At 59.3% G+C, this 14,733-nt stretch carries 12 protein-coding genes; 1 reads left to right on the top strand and 11 read right to left on the bottom strand.

The genetic code is table 11. The features are described 5' to 3' along the window. Positions 1-32 precede the first annotated feature (32 nt). The 5 genes from ACVW0Y_RS09530 to ACVW0Y_RS09550 all read right to left on the bottom strand — a co-directional run bounded on the left by ACVW0Y_RS09530 (position 33) and on the right by ACVW0Y_RS09550 (position 5,455). Positions 33-755 carry a dienelactone hydrolase family protein gene (locus ACVW0Y_RS09530; RefSeq protein WP_457437795.1) on the bottom strand — a complete coding sequence of 241 codons (723 nt, stop codon included), beginning with the start codon at positions 753-755 and terminating at the stop codon, positions 33-35. A gap of 178 nt (positions 756-933) precedes the next feature. Next, positions 934-2,832, bottom strand: a complete 1,899-nt coding sequence (gene htpG, locus ACVW0Y_RS09535) for a molecular chaperone HtpG (RefSeq protein WP_457437797.1) — start codon at positions 2,830-2,832, stop codon at positions 934-936. A gap of 227 nt (positions 2,833-3,059) precedes the next feature. Further along, positions 3,060-4,319, bottom strand: a complete 1,260-nt coding sequence (locus ACVW0Y_RS09540) for an MFS transporter (RefSeq protein WP_457437798.1) — start codon at positions 4,317-4,319, stop codon at positions 3,060-3,062. Between the two features lie 171 nt (positions 4,320-4,490). Further along, positions 4,491-4,952 (bottom strand): PaaI family thioesterase, encoded by a 462-nt coding sequence (locus ACVW0Y_RS09545; protein WP_457437800.1) that lies wholly within the window; start codon positions 4,950-4,952, stop codon positions 4,491-4,493. Then, a complete protein-coding gene (locus ACVW0Y_RS09550) occupies positions 4,949-5,455 on the bottom strand; it encodes a PaaI family thioesterase (protein ID WP_457437801.1) in 507 nt (168 codons plus the stop codon). The genes ACVW0Y_RS09545 and ACVW0Y_RS09550 overlap by 4 nt, the downstream gene beginning before the upstream one ends. A gap of 176 nt (positions 5,456-5,631) precedes the next feature. On the opposite strand from ACVW0Y_RS09550, the gene ACVW0Y_RS09555 reads away from it, so the two are divergent. Then, positions 5,632-5,832, top strand: a complete 201-nt coding sequence (locus ACVW0Y_RS09555) for a hypothetical protein (protein WP_457437803.1) — start codon at positions 5,632-5,634, stop codon at positions 5,830-5,832. A 137-nt stretch (positions 5,833-5,969) separates the two neighbouring features. Here the strand turns inward: ACVW0Y_RS09555 and ACVW0Y_RS09560 are convergent, their stop codons facing one another. The 6 genes from ACVW0Y_RS09560 to ACVW0Y_RS09585 all read right to left on the bottom strand — a co-directional run bounded on the left by ACVW0Y_RS09560 (position 5,970) and on the right by ACVW0Y_RS09585 (position 14,523). Beyond that, positions 5,970-6,362: an MAPEG family protein gene (locus ACVW0Y_RS09560; protein WP_457437805.1), complete on the bottom strand. Its 393-nt coding sequence runs from the start codon at positions 6,360-6,362 to the stop codon at positions 5,970-5,972. 293 nt (positions 6,363-6,655) lie between these two features. After that, complete coding sequence (gene sucD / locus ACVW0Y_RS09565) at positions 6,656-7,543, bottom strand: succinate--CoA ligase subunit alpha (RefSeq protein WP_110617804.1); 888 nt, start codon at positions 7,541-7,543, stop codon at positions 6,656-6,658. Next, positions 7,543-8,709 carry an ADP-forming succinate--CoA ligase subunit beta gene (sucC, locus tag ACVW0Y_RS09570; protein ID WP_108097304.1) on the bottom strand — a complete coding sequence of 389 codons (1,167 nt, stop codon included), beginning with the start codon at positions 8,707-8,709 and terminating at the stop codon, positions 7,543-7,545. The genes sucD and sucC overlap by 1 nt, the downstream gene beginning before the upstream one ends. A 164-nt stretch (positions 8,710-8,873) precedes the next feature. Next, on the bottom strand, positions 8,874-10,310 hold the full coding sequence (gene lpdA / locus ACVW0Y_RS09575) for a dihydrolipoyl dehydrogenase (protein WP_457437807.1): 1,437 nt from the start codon (positions 10,308-10,310) through the stop codon (positions 8,874-8,876). Between the two features lie 80 nt (positions 10,311-10,390). Next, the gene (gene odhB / locus ACVW0Y_RS09580) at positions 10,391-11,611 is read right to left on the bottom strand and encodes a 2-oxoglutarate dehydrogenase complex dihydrolipoyllysine-residue succinyltransferase (protein ID WP_457437808.1); all 1,221 of its coding nucleotides are present in this window, start codon (positions 11,609-11,611) and stop codon (positions 10,391-10,393) included. Between the two features lie 77 nt (positions 11,612-11,688). Then, positions 11,689-14,523 (bottom strand): 2-oxoglutarate dehydrogenase E1 component, encoded by a 2,835-nt coding sequence (locus tag ACVW0Y_RS09585; RefSeq protein ID WP_457437810.1) that lies wholly within the window; start codon positions 14,521-14,523, stop codon positions 11,689-11,691. Between the last annotated feature and the right edge of the window lie 210 nt (positions 14,524-14,733).

Raw genomic sequence — 14,733 nt, forward strand, 5'->3', positions numbered from 1 at the left:
GCCGCTCCTACGAAGATCAAATGCACGATCGGTTACAGCACTTCTTTGAGCAAATGCGCCATGGTGCTGAACGCCCGCGCCGAGACGGTGGGGTTGTATTTCATCATCGGCAGATTGTCGGCGCTCGGGTCGGTAAAGGAATGCACCGCGCCGCCGTAGCTGACCAGTTGCCAATCCACACCCGCCGCATCCATTTCGGCCTCGAAGGCCGGCAGTTGCTCTTTGGGTACCAGCGGGTCGGCCGCGCCATGCAGCACCAGAACCTTGCCTTTGATGTTGTTGGCATCGGCGTTGTTCGGGGTGTCCAGGGTGCCGTGGAACGACACCGCAGCCTTCACCGGTGCCCCATCACGGGCCAGCTCCAGGGCGCAGCAGCCACCGAAACAGAAACCGAAGACCGCCAGTTTGTCGCTGGCCACTGCCGCGTGTTTCTGGCTTTGCAAGGCCGCCAGGCTGGCCTGCATACGTTTGCGCAACAGGGCGCGGTCATTCTTCAACGGCATCATCGCCGCCGCCGCCTGTTCGTGGCCGTTGGGGCGTACCTGGGCACCGTAGATATCGGCGACCAGCACCACATAGTCCTTACCGGCAGCTTTTATCGCCAGGTCGATGGCACCGTCGGTAACGCCCATCCAGTTCGGCGCCAACAGTAGGCCCGGGCGGGCGCTGGTAACGCTGGTATCGAACACCAGCTGGCCTTCGTAGGCTTGGCCATCAACGTCGTACGCCACTGGAATAACGCTGAAATCGCTCATTGCTCACTCCTATTGATCGGGGAATCGGGATCGGGCTTTTGGTAGGAGCGACTTTAGTCGCGAACCCTGGAAAAGGTGAATGACGCCAGATCGCTTCGCGGCTGAAGCCGCTCCTACCGGGAACTTGGGGCTTGAATGACAAAACCCGCCGAAGCGGGTTTTGTGATCACTCTAGTCGTTAAACCGACAGCTCGACGAGCAGCTTGTTAAGCCGGCGCACATAGGCCGCCGGGTCTTTCAGGCTGTCGCCAGCGGCCAGGGCCGCCTGGTCGAAAAGGATGTGCGAGAGGTCGCCGAAGCGCTCTTCGCTCTGCTCGTTGTCGAGCTTCTCGATCAGCGGGTGCGCCGGGTTGAATTCGAAGATCGGCTTGGAGTCCGGCACTTTCTGCCCGCTGGCCTCGAGGATCTGGCGCATTTGCAGGCCGAGGTCCTGTTCGCCAATGGCCAGAATCGCCGGCGAGTCGGTCAGGCGGTGGGAAACCCGCACTTCGCTGACCGAGCTACCCAGCGCGGCTTTCAGGCGCTCCACCAGACCCTCTTTGGCCTTGGCGGCTTCTTCCTGGGTTTTCTTGTCTTCGTCCGAATCCAGGCTGCCGAGGTCGAGGTCACCGCGGGCAACATCGACGAACTGCTTGCCGTCGAAGTCGGTGAGGTAGCTCATCAGCCACTCATCGATGCGGTCGGTGAGCAGCAGCACTTCGATGCCTTTCTTGCGGAACACTTCCAAATGCGGGCTGTTTTTCACCTGCGCGTAGCTTTCGCCGGTGAGGTAGTAAACCTTGTCCTGGCTTTCTTTTACGCGGCCCAGGTAGTCGGCCAGGCCAACACTCTGCTCGCCGCTGTCGTCGCTGGTGGAAGAGAAACGCAGCAGGCCGGCGATCTTCTCTTTGTTGGCGAAGTCTTCGGCCGGGCCTTCTTTGATCACCTGGCCAAAGTTTTTCCAGAAGCCCTTGTATTGCTCAGGCTCGTTCTTCGCCAGTTTTTCCAGCATATCCAGCACGCGCTTGGTCAGCGCCGACTTCATCGAGTCGATGATCGGGTCTTTCTGCAGGATTTCCCGCGAGACGTTCAGCGACAGGTCATTGGAATCGACCACGCCTTTGACGAAGCGCAGGTACAGCGGCAGGAACTCGTCGGCCTGGTCCATAACGAACACGCGCTGCACGTAGAGCTTGAGGCCCTTCGGCGCTTCGCGGTGGTACAGGTCGAATGGCGCACGGCCCGGCACGTAGAGCAGCGAGGTGTATTCCAGCTTGCCTTCGACCTTGTTGTGGCTCCAGCTCAGCGGGTTTTCGAAATCGTGGGCGACGTGCTTGTAGAAGGCCTGATATTCCTCGTCCTTCACCTCGGTGCGCGGACGGGTCCAGAGGGCGCTGGCGCGGTTGACGGTCTCCCATTCAACCTCGGTTGCAGCCTCTTCGCCTTGCTGCTCTTTCGGCAATTCGATCGGCAGGGCGATATGGTCGGAGTATTTGGTGACGATATTGCGCAGGCGCCAGCCATCGGCGAACTCGCTTTCAGCGGCTTTCAAGTGCAGCACGATGCGGGTACCGCGCTCGGCTTTTTCCACGCTGGCGACTTCGAATTCGCCCTCGCCTTTGGAGCTCCAGTGCACGCCTTCGCTGGCCGGGGCACCTGCACGGCGGCTGAATACCTCAACCTGGTCGGCAACGATAAAGGCCGAGTAGAAACCCACGCCGAACTGGCCGATCAGGTGCGAATCTTTTTTCGCATCGCCAGACAGCTGCTTCATAAAGTCGGCGGTGCCGGACTTGGCGATGGTGCCCAGGTGGGTGATGGCGTCTTCGCGGCTCATGCCGATACCGTTGTCCTCGAGGGTCACGGTGTTGGCGGCCTTGTCGAAACTGACGCGGATTCTCAGCGCATCGCCACCTTCCAGCAGGGCCGGGTTGGCCAGCGCTTCGAAGCGCAGCTTGTCGGCGGCGTCGGAGGCGTTAGAGATCAATTCGCGAAGGAAGATTTCCTTGTTGGAATACAGCGAATGGATCATGAGGTGCAGCAGTTGCTTCACCTCGGTCTGGAAGCCCAGGGTTTCTTTTTGAGTTTCCACACTCATGGTCGTTTAACTCCAAGCAGATGGCAGATGCCGTAAAACGGCGATGACCAAGAGATGGGGGCAACGACTTCGATTTCAAGTGGTTAGGTATCTGCGCACGACGTGCAATTCTGGATCCCAGCCTGCGCTGGGATGACGGTGGTGTTTGGCAGAACTCCGTCATCCCAGCGCAGGCTGGGATCCAGACTCTCAATGCGACCACCATTTGCCGCCAAAACAGACAGCCGCTAAGGCTCCAACAACTCAATCGAGGTGATCTTCGCCGGCAACACGGCAAAGCTCGCCCCGCCCTGCCCTTTGAGGTTGCGCTGGACGACGATCTGGCCTTCGGTGTCGATGCCATTGAAGCGCCCTTCGACCATGCTGCCGCGCTCGGTAAGGATGCGCATCTGTAGGTTCATATAGCGGCTCGGGTTGCTTTGCAGACGTTCCAGGCTGAAACGCTGGCGGCGGTCCAGGGAGCTGTTGGGTGCCGGTGCGGCATTGGCCTGCACCGGCTTCTCCACGTTGCCTGCCTGCTTGGCGGCGGGGGCTTCAGCGACCTGGTAACGGTCGCCAACCACTATCCAGCCACGGCTAGGGCTTTTGCGCAGAACCACAGGCAGTTGCTGCGGCTGATCATTGATGCGCGCCTCGACATCAAGACTAAGGCTGCTGGCCGGGAAGTTGACCACCGGCAGAATGCCCAACTCCACGCGTTCGGTGGCGTAGCGACGTTTGAGGTAGTCCTCGATCACGTATTCGAGGGTTTCCCGCGAGTCGTAGCGGCTGTCGACCTTGCCGTCGGCGTAACGCAGGTGGTTGGTGAATACCTCGATGGTGCCGCTCAGGGTGGTCTTGAACTGCGGCGGCAACACCAGGTGGAAATCGCCGGCCAGCTTGTTCGGGCCCTGCGGGTCCAGCTTCAGGTGCAGGGTATAGGCATGGTTGAGGCGCCGCGCTTCGGGCAGCTCCTGCTCCGGCAGCAACCAACTCAGCTGCACCTCGGGCAGGTTGCCGCTGTCCTGGGGCAATACGTCGACGCGTACCGGACCATTGCCCACCGCGGCGAGCTCCGGGATACGCACGGTAACCTCGCGACGGGCGAACACATCCTCACCCTCGCGCAGGCTGAGCACGCCATCGATCAATTCGCCTTGCTGCGGTGCGAATGGCTGACCGTTGAGGCTGCCACGCAAATGGATGGCCAGCTCCGCCGGGGCCTGCACCGGTGAGTGCGCCCAGTCCAGGCTGAGGATGGCCTGCAGACGCTGGGCATCCTGATTGGCCAGCAACGTCAGCCCGACGACCAGCGGAATAAAACCCAGCCCACCGAGCACCACGGCTTTGCGCGCCACCCGCCAGTGCTTAAGCACATACACCAGGGTCAGCGGCGGCAGCAGACTGCCAAGGCCCCAGAGCAGGCTGGTGTCGAATGCCAGCATAACCAACCAGACCAGACCGACCAGAATCAGCAGCAAGCCGCCGAGGATCAGTAACGCATCCATCGAAAAAATCCTTATCCGTTACACAGACCCCGCGAAAGCTACTGCGCTTGGTTTAGCTGCGTTAAAAGCAGGGGGAAATGCTCATTGACTACGGCTTCCCCCCTGCTTTTGCCTTGCTAAACCTTCGCTCGCTACGCTTTCACGGGGTCTGACCGTTAATCTGCATCTAACTTACGGCTCATCCACTTTGAAATGCGCCCGCGCTGTGGCAATCGGTTCACTACGGGTGGTTTGCCAGGCGGTGATGGCCACGTTGGCCACCCGCCGGCCCTGACGCCAGACCTGGCAGGAAGCGAAGGTGTCACGATAGTGGCCGGCGCGCAGGTAATCTATCGAGAAGTCGATGATTTTCGGAAAGTGCGGGGTGCCCATAAACATCAGCAAATGGAGCATGGCGCTGTGCTCCATAAACCCGGCGATCACGCCGCCGTGAATGGCCGGCAGAATCGGGTTGCCGATGCTGTCCTTGTTGGCCGGAATGCGGAACACCATGTCATCACCCAGACGCAGGCATTCGATGCCCAGCAGCTTGGCGTAGGGGGTCAGCTCCAGCAGTTCATCGTAGTTGTTCTTTTCATGCGCGGCCTGCACCAGTTGGTTCAGGTTCAGCGCGGGCGGATTGGCTTCGCTCATGCTTTGCCTCCATCGATCGCGCCTTTAAGCTGCTCGGGGCTGACCGCCGTGCTCTTCAGTTCGGTGTCGCCCTGGGCACCTTTGCCCATGCGCATAAAGGTGCCGACCACATTGGCAATCGGCTGCTCGGGGTCGTCCTGGTAGGCATAACCACGGGTGAAGATGATGTTGGGGGTGACGCGGTAGCATTCGGCCACGCCGAACACGTCTTTATGCGGCTCGGCCGGGCGCATGTAATCGACGCGCAGGTCCAGGGTCGGGCAGATCTCGAAGTCCGGCAGCACACAAATGGTGGAAATGCCGCAGGTGGTGTCCATCAGGGTGGTGATCGCGCCGCCGTGAATCACGCCGGTTTCCGGATTACCGATAATCTGCTGGCTATAGGGCAAGCGCAGGGTCAGGCGCTGGCTATCGATGGCATGCACGGTCAGCCCCAATACCTGACAGTGACGCAACGCCGACAGGAAGCGCTGGACGCGCTCTAGAATCAGGCTATCGCTCATGTTCAAGGCCTATCTCATTGATCCATAAGGGCCGCATCATACCTTTCCGGCCTCCGGATTGGAGCCGTCCAGCCACGCCAATGGCGATTTTGCTTGGAACTTCGCGTAGCAGGTCACGCTCCAAAAGCGCAGCGATGAGAAAAATCGCCCCGATAAAGCGAAAAAGGACCAAGCCCATGAAAAATCCAATTGCCTACGCCCTGCTGCTTGCCGCGACCATGACCATGGCTGCCTGCGATAAAACTCCTGAAGACAAAATGGAATCCGCCAAGGAGTCCGCCCAGGACTCAGCCGAATCGGCACAAGACGCCGCCAAGAAAACCGGCGAAGCCATTCAACAGAAAGCCGAAGAAACCCACGACGAAGCCACCAAGTAATTCGTCGCTGCGTTACGCACAAAGGCCCACAAATGTGGGCCTTTGTTGTTTCTGGGGGATCAAATCCATCGCGGCTAAAGCCGCTCCTACGGTACGCACTATCCGTAGGAGCGGCTTCAGCCGCGATAGCCGTTACGCTATCTCAAGGTCGGGCTCAGCATAATCAGCAACGTGCACACCAACCCGATGATCCACACCAGCGACCGCTGCCAATGCAGGTCGCCCCAATACAGAAACAGATAAAGCACTCGGCAGACCACGAAAATCACCGCCAGGGTGTCGACAAGCCAGCCCATGGTCTGGGTGACAGCCGCCATCAACACAGCAGCGGCAAACAGCGTGAATGCCTCGAAGGTGTTCTGATGCGCCGCATAGGCCCGCGCGCCCAACCCCGTGAGCCGCGCCTGCTGCGCGCGCGGATGGTGGTTGTCATACCCGCCACCCTCCTTACTCATTTCTCTGGCCAGTGGAATCTTCGATACGAAGATCAAAACGGCCGTGATAAACACACACCAGAACGGCAAGCTCATTAGTTGTTCTCCTTGTTATTGGGCTGCGTTTGGAGTGTAGCGCAGCGGCGTCGTTCATCTTTTCCACGAGGCGGCTGACGCCGTGATGCTTTTGATGTTCCGATTTCAGCCGCGCTACAAATCGAGATCGAGCGAGCTAGAGCGAGGCAAGGCGAAAAGGCTTTTTCAAGCGCAGTTGGCTGTAGCCAATGAGCATTTAAAAAGCCTTTTCAACGCAGCATCGCCGACGCGCAGCCGATCGTTCAGGCAAAAAAAAGACCACCCGAAGGTGGCCTTTTTATTGCCGTTAACGCTTACGCGTTTTTGGCGGTCCAGCCGGTCAGCTCAGCCAGGGCTTTGCCGATATCAGCCAGCGAACGCACGGTTTTAACGCCGGCGTCTTGCAGTGCTGCGAATTTCTCGTCAGCAGTACCTTTACCACCAGAAATGATGGCGCCGGCGTGGCCCATGCGCTTGCCTGGAGGGGCAGTCACACCAGCGATGTAGGACACCACTGGCTTGGTCACGTGGGCTTTGATGTAAGCAGCAGCTTCTTCTTCAGCCGAACCACCGATTTCGCCGATCATTACGATGGCTTCGGTTTTCGGGTCTTCCTGGAACAGCTTCAGGATGTCGATGAAGTTGGAGCCTGGGATCGGGTCACCGCCGATGCCGACGCAGGTGGACTGACCGAAACCGGCGTCAGTGGTCTGCTTTACAGCTTCGTAGGTCAGGGTGCCGGAACGGGAAACGATGCCGACTTTGCCTGGCAGGTGAATGTGACCTGGCATGATGCCGATCTTGCATTCGCCCGGAGTGATCACGCCTGGGCAGTTCGGGCCGATCAGGCGTACGCCCAATTCGTCGCACTTGACCTTGGCTTCCAGCATGTCGATGGTCGCGATGCCTTCGGTGATGCAGACGATCAGCTTGATGCCGCCGAACGCTGCTTCCAGGATCGAGTCCTTGCAGAACGGAGCCGGAACGTAGATCACGCTGGCGGTAGCGCCAGTTTTGGCTACGGCTTCAGCAACAGTGTTGAACACTGGCAGGCCCAGGTGAGTGGTGCCGCCTTTGCCCGGAGTCACGCCGCCAACCATTTGGGTGCCGTAGGCAATGGCTTGTTCGGAGTGGAAAGTACCCTGCGAGCCGGTGAAGCCCTGGCAGATGACTTTGGTGTCTTTATTGATCAGGACGCTCATTACTTGCCCTCCGCAGCTTTGACGACTTGCTGAGCAGCGTCGGTCAGGCTGGTTGCCGCGATGATGTTCAGGCCGCTTTCAGCCAGTACCTTGGCGCCCAGTTCAGCGTTGTTGCCTTCCAGACGCACAACCACCGGGATCTTCACGCCTACTTCTTTCACTGCGCCGATGATGCCTTCGGCAATCATGTCGCAACGAACGATGCCGCCGAAGATGTTCACCAGAACAGCTGCAACGTTGGTATCGGACAGAATGATTTTGAACGCTTCGGTAACGCGCTCTTTGGTTGCGCCGCCGCCTACGTCGAGGAAGTTGGCTGGCTTGCCGCCGTGCAGGTTGACGATGTCCATGGTACCCATGGCCAGGCCAGCACCGTTGACCATGCAGCCAATGTTGCCTTCCAGGGCTACGTAGTTCAGTTCGAACTTGGCAGCGTGGGCTTCGCGTGGGTCATCTTGCGACGGGTCATGCATAGCGCGCAGTTTTGGCTGGCGGTACATGGCGTTGGCGTCGATGTTGATCTTCGCGTCGAGGCAGTGCAGGTTGCCGTCAGCTTTGATGACCAGCGGGTTCACTTCCAGCAGAGCCAGGTCGTAGTCCTGGAACAGCTTGGCCAGGCCAACGAAGATGTGGGTGAACTGCTTGATCTGGTCGCCTTGCAGGCCCAGTTGGAAGGCCAGGTCGCGACCTTGGTAAGGCTGAGCGCCAACCAATGGATCGATAGTGGCTTTGAGGATCTTCTCAGGGGTGTCGTGAGCGATCTTCTCGATGTCCACGCCGCCTTCGGTGGAGGCCATGAACACGATACGACGGCTGGAGCGGTCAACGACTGCGCCCAGATACAGCTCTTTGGCGATATCGGTGCAGGACTCAACCAGAATCTGGTTGACCGGCTGGCCATTGGCGTCGGTCTGGTAGGTCACCAGACGCTTGCCCAGCCACTGAGCGGCGAAGGCCTTGGCCTCTTCCTTGCTCTTGACCAGTTTCACACCACCGGCTTTACCGCGACCACCTGCGTGGACCTGGGCTTTGACAACCCACTCGGTACCACCGATTTTGTCGCAGGCCTCAGCGGCCGCTTCCGGGGTGTTTACTGCAAAGCCTTTGGATACGGGCAGGCCGTACTCAGCAAACAGTTGCTTACCCTGATACTCGTGAAGATTCATGCTTGTCTACCGTCTTCGTTAGGTATTGCGCATTCGACGCTGCGTGAAAATTGCCGCGCCACCTGTGACCGTTTTCTAGAAACGATCCGCCTGGGCATTCCGCAGTGCATCTTCACAAGGAAGACGCACGAACGGGCAGCCCGGCGTGGTTCTTGTTGTCGCTATTAACGCTTCTTGCGGTTGGCGATGTGGATGGCGCCGCCATTCACTGCCAAGGCCGCTTCGTGCAGCGCTTCGGACATGGTTGGGTGCGAGAACACCATCATGCCCAGGTCTTCGGCACTGGTGCCGAACTCCATACCGATTGCACCTTGTTGCACCAGCTCAGCCGCAGCTGGGCCAATCACATGAACGCCCAGCACGCGGTCGGTCTTGGCATCAGCGATAACCTTGACGAAACCGGCGGTGTCGTTGGCTGCCATGGCACGGCCACTGGCGGCGAACGGGAAGGTGCCGACGTTGACAGCAACGCCTTCAGCCTTGAGCGCCTGCTCGGTTTTACCGACCCATGCAATTTCCGGGTGAGTGTAGATAACCGATGGGATCAGGTCGTAGTTCATTTGCGCTTTGTGGCCGGCGATACGCTCGGCAACCATCACCCCCTCTTCCGAGGCTTTGTGCGCGAGCATGGCACCACGAACCACGTCACCGATGGCGTAAACGCCCGGAACGCTGGTGGTGCAATGATCGTCAACGAAGATGAAACCGCGCTCGTCCAGGGTCACGCCGCTGTCGGAAGCCAACAGCTCGGTGGTTACCGGGCGACGGCCAACAGCCACGATCAGCTTGTCGAAGACCTGCTTCTGCTCGCCAGCGGCGTCAGTGTAGGTCACGGTGACTTGCTTCTTCTTGACGTCCGAACCGGTTACGCGAGCGCCCAGTTTGATCTTCAGGCCTTGCTTGGTGAGGATCTTCAGGGCTTCTTTGGCAACGGCGTCGTCAGCGGCTGGCAAGAACTTGTCCAGGGCTTCGAGCACAGTCACTTCCGAACCCAGACGAGCCCAGACCGAACCCAGCTCCAGACCGATAACGCCAGCGCCGATCACGCCGAGGGTTTTCGGTACGGCTTGGAAATCCAGAGCACCGGTGGAGTCGACGATCACGTCCTGATCAACCGGGGCCGGTGGGATGTCCACAGGGCGCGAACCGGAGGCCAGAATCACGTTCTCGGCTTCATAGACAACGGCTTTGCCGTCCAGACCAGTCACTTCAACCTGCTTGTTGGCCAGCAGTTTGCCGTGGCCTTCCAGCAGGGTTACACCGTTGGCCTTGAACAGGGTGGCAACGCCGCCAGTCAGGTTCTTAACGATGCCGTCTTTACGGGCAACCATGGCCGCTACGTCGATGGTGACCTTCGGCGCGGAAATACCATGGATGGCGAAGCCTTCGTGGGCTTCGTGGTACTTGTAGGAGCTGTCCAGCAGCGCCTTGGACGGAATGCAACCGACGTTCAGGCAGGTACCACCCAGGGCAGTTTTGCCCTCCTTACCCTGATACTTCTCGACACAGGCAGTTTTCAAGCCCAGTTGAGCAGCCTTGATAGCGGCTACGTAGCCCCCTGGGCCAGCACCGATAACTACCACGTCAAATTTTTGCGTCATAACTCATTCCTTTTCGGATGAAACCGGACGACCCCTTGTGAGGGTCGCCGTGATCAAACCACAGAGTCGATATCCAGCGATCAGATATCCAGCAGCAGACGAGCCGGATCTTCCAGCAGGTTCTTGATGGTGACGAGGAAGCTAACGGCTTCTTTACCATCAATCAGGCGGTGATCGTAGGACACGGCCAAGTACATCATCGGACGGATGACAACCTGACCATTGATCGCCATCGGGCGCTGAATGATGTTGTGCATGCCCAGGATGGCCGCTTGCGGCGGGTTGACGATCGGGGTCGACATCATCGAACCGAAGGTACCACCGTTAGTGATGGTGAAGGTGCCGCCAGTCATTTCATCAATGGACAGCTTGCCCTCTTTGGCTTTCTTGCCGAAGGTGGCAATGCCGCCTTCCACTTCTGCCAGGCTCATCAGCTCGGCGTTACGCAGAACCGGAACCACCAGGCCACGGTCGCTGGAAACAGCAACGCCGATATCCTGGTAGCCGTGGTAAACGATGTCGGAACCGTCGATCGAGGCGTTCACCGCCGGGAAGCGTTTCAGCGCTTCCACCGAGGCCTTGACGAAGAACGACATAAAGCCCAGGCGCACGCCGTTGTGGCTCTTCTCGAACAGGTCCTTGTACTTGCTGCGCAGGGCCATCACTTCAGTCATGTCGACTTCGTTGAAGGTGGTCAGCATGGCCATGGTCGACTGAGCTTCAACCAGACGCTCGGCAACCTTGGCGCGCAGGCGGGTCATCGGAACGCGTTTTTCCACGCGGTCGCCAGCGGCGAAAACCGGAGCAGCTGCAGCCGGGGCAGCAGCGGCTTTGGCCGGAGCAGCCGGAGCGTTTTTCTTCGCTTCGATGGCAGCTACAACGTCTTCCTTGGTGACGCGACCACCTTTGCCGCTGGCGGCGATGGTGTTGACGTCGATGCCGTTTTCTTCAGCCAGCTTGCGTGCAGCAGGTGCCAGAATCAGCTCTTCTTTGCCAGCGGCAGCCGGAGCGGCAGCAGCGGTGGCGGCAGGTGCAGCAGCGGCGGCTGGAGCAGCAGCAGCGCCGGCGGCACCCAGTTTACCCAGCAGCTCGCCGCTGAGTACGGTGTCGCCTTCGTTCTTGACGATTTCGGCGAGAACGCCGTCGGCCTCAGCCAGCACTTCCATAACAACTTTGTCGGTTTCGATGTCGACGATCAGGTCGTCGCGCTTGACGGCGTCGCCCGGCTTCTTGTGCCAGGTAGCTACGGTGCCGTCGGCAACCGATTCCGGGAATTGTGGGGCTTTGATCTCGATAGCCATTGTGTGCGTTTCCTTAAATTCGGGTTCTTCAGCGAACGGGCGGCAGGATCGCTGCCGCCTGTTCTTGGACGAAGGCGTTAAACAGTAAAGGCGTCCTGCAGCAGTTTTTCCTGCTGCTCGGCGTGCATCGATGCATAGCCACAGGCCGGAGCAGCAGAGCCTTCACGGCCGGCGTACTCGAGGAACAGACCTTTCTTATGCGCCGTGGTGACACGACGCATATGGTGCTGGCTGCAATACCAAGCGCCCTGGTTCATCGGTTCTTCCTGACACCAGACCACGTGCTCGAGGTTCTTGTACGGGGCAAGGACTTCGGCGAGGTCTTCTTCAGGGAACGGATAAAGCTGCTCGAGACGCACGATGGCGATATCTTCGCGGCCTTCGGCGCGGCGTTTTTCCAGCAAATCGTAGTAGACCTTGCCGCTGCACAGCACCAAGCGTTTCACCTTCTTCGGATCGAGGCTGTCGATCTCTGGAAGTACGGTCTGGAACGAGCCTTCGGCCAAGTCTTCCAGGGTCGAAATAGCCAATTTGTGCCGCAGCAGCGACTTCGGCGTCAATGCGACCAATGGCTTACGCAGCGGACGGATCACCTGGCGACGCAGCATGTGGTAGACCTGCGCCGGGGTAGTCGGTACGCAAACCTGGATGTTGTGCTCAGCGCACAACTGCAGGTAACGCTCCAGACGTGCCGAGGAGTGCTCAGGCCCCTGCCCTTCATAACCGTGCGGCAGCAGCATGGTCAGACCGCACAGACGGCCCCACTTGTGCTCGCCACTGGTGATGAACTGGTCGATCACCACTTGTGCACCGTTGGCGAAGTCGCCGAACTGGGCTTCCCAGATCACCAGCGCATCCGGCTTGGTGGTCGAGTAGCCGTATTCGAAAGCCAGTACCGCTTCTTCCGACAACAGCGAGTCGTACAGGTCGAACTTCGGCTGACCGTCGTACAGGTGTTGCAGCGGAATGTAAGTGCCTGCGTCCTTCTGGTTGTGCAACACCGCGTGACGGTGCGAGAAGGTGCCACGGCCGACGTCCTGACCGGTCAGGCGAATCGGGTGCTTGTCGAACAGCAAGGTGCCGTACGCCATGGTTTCGGCAAAACCCCAGTTGATCGGCAGGCCGCCAGCGGCCATTTTCTGACGATCTTCGAGGATCTTCGACACCTGACGCTGAACCACGAAACCATCCGGGATTTCCAGCAGCTTGGCGGCCAGTTCCTGCAGGGTTTTCAGCGGTACGCGGGTGTCGTGACGGGCAGTCCAGGTGTGGCCCAGGTACGGGCGCCAGTCCACGAACAGCTCTTTGTTCGGCTCTTTGACCAGGCTTTTTACTACGTGCAGACCGTTGTCCAGCGCGTTGCGGTAGTCGTCGACCTTGTGTTGCACGCTTTCGGCGTCAAGGCTGTTGGACTGGGTCAACACGTCGGCGTACAGCTCACGGGTGGTGCGCTGCTTGGCGATCTGCTGGTACATCAGCGGCTGGGTGCCGTTCGGCTCGTCGGCCTCGTTGTGGCCGCGACGACGGTAGCAAACCAGGTCGATCACCACGTCACGCTTGAACTGCATGCGGTAGTCGATGGCCAGCTGGGTCACGAACAACACGGCTTCCGGGTCATCACCGTTCACGTGCAGGATCGGTGCCTGGATCATCTTGGCGACGTCGGTGCAGTACTCGGTGGAACGCGAGTCTTCCGGGTTGCTGATGGTGAAGCCAACCTGGTTGTTGATCACGATGTGCACGGTGCCGCCAGTCTTGAAGCCGCGGGTCTGCGACATCTGGAAGGTTTCCATGACTACACCCTGACCGGCGAATGCCGCGTCACCGTGCAGAGAAACCGGCAGAACCTTGTCACCGGTGGTGTCGTTGCGACGGTCCTGGCGAGCGCGTACCGAACCCTCGACCACTGGCGAAACGATCTCCAGGTGGGACGGGTTGAACGCCATCGCCAAGTGAACTTCGCCACCTGCGGTCATCACGTTGGAGGAGAAACCCTGGTGGTACTTGACGTCACCGGAGCCCAGCTCGACCAACTTCTTCTTGCCTTCGAACTCGTCGAACAGGTCGCGCGGGTTCTTGCCGAAGGTGTTGACCAGCACGTTGAGACGGCCGCGGTGGGCCATGCCGATGACGATTTCCTTGGTGCCGTAGGAACCGGAACGCTGGATCAGCTCATCGAGCAACGGGATCAGGCTTTCGCCACCTTCCAGACCGAAACGCTTGGTGCCCGGGTACTTGGTACCTAGGTATTTTTCCAGGCCTTCAGCGGCGGTGAGACGCTCGAGCAGATGGCTCTGCACCTCTGGGGAAACCGTCGGACGACCGCGCACGCTTTCCAGACGCTGCTGGAACCACTTGCGTTGCTCGGAATCGACGATATGGGTGAACTCGGCGCCAATGGTGCGGCAATATGTCTGCTGCAAGGCCACGTAGATCTCGCGTAGAGTCGCCTCCTCCTTGCCGATGTAAAGCTCACCGGTACGGAAGGTGGTGTCGAGATCGGCGTCAGTCAGGCCGTAATGATTGATCGCCAAATCAGCCGGTGCCGGGCGCTGCCACAGACCCAACGGATCGAGCTGAGAGGCCTGATGGCCACGCATCCGATACGCCTGAATCAGTCGCAAGACTTCGACCTGCTTCTTCTCGTGCTCACTGCTCACGCTACCGGCGGATACCGGTTGAGCGCGACGCTGGTTCTTGGCCAGCAACACGAAATGATCGCGAACCGTCGAGTGAGAAACGTCATTGGTGACGTTGCCATCGGCCGGCAGCTTCTGGAAGTAGGTGCGCCACTCTTCTGGCACAGCGTTGGGATCGTGCAGGTAGAGCTCATAGAGCTCTTCCACGTAGGCAGCGTTACCACCGGATAGGTGGGCACTGTCCCACATGCGCTGCATCACGCTTTCTTGCATGCTTGGTCACCCTCGGTAAGGGGACACCACCGGCGTGGAAACCGCAGGTATTTACCCAGGCCAAAACCAGCGACCTGGATAAAGCCACTTCGGATCCCGCAGATAGTCCGGGCACCAGCCCGGATGCCCCTGCTGGTCGTCAATTTTTCAGAATGAGAGCCGCCGCCTTTTGGGTAACGACTCGGTCTTAAACTGCGGCACCGAATTGTC

This window comes from Pseudomonas sp. TE3786 (assembly GCF_054057335.1).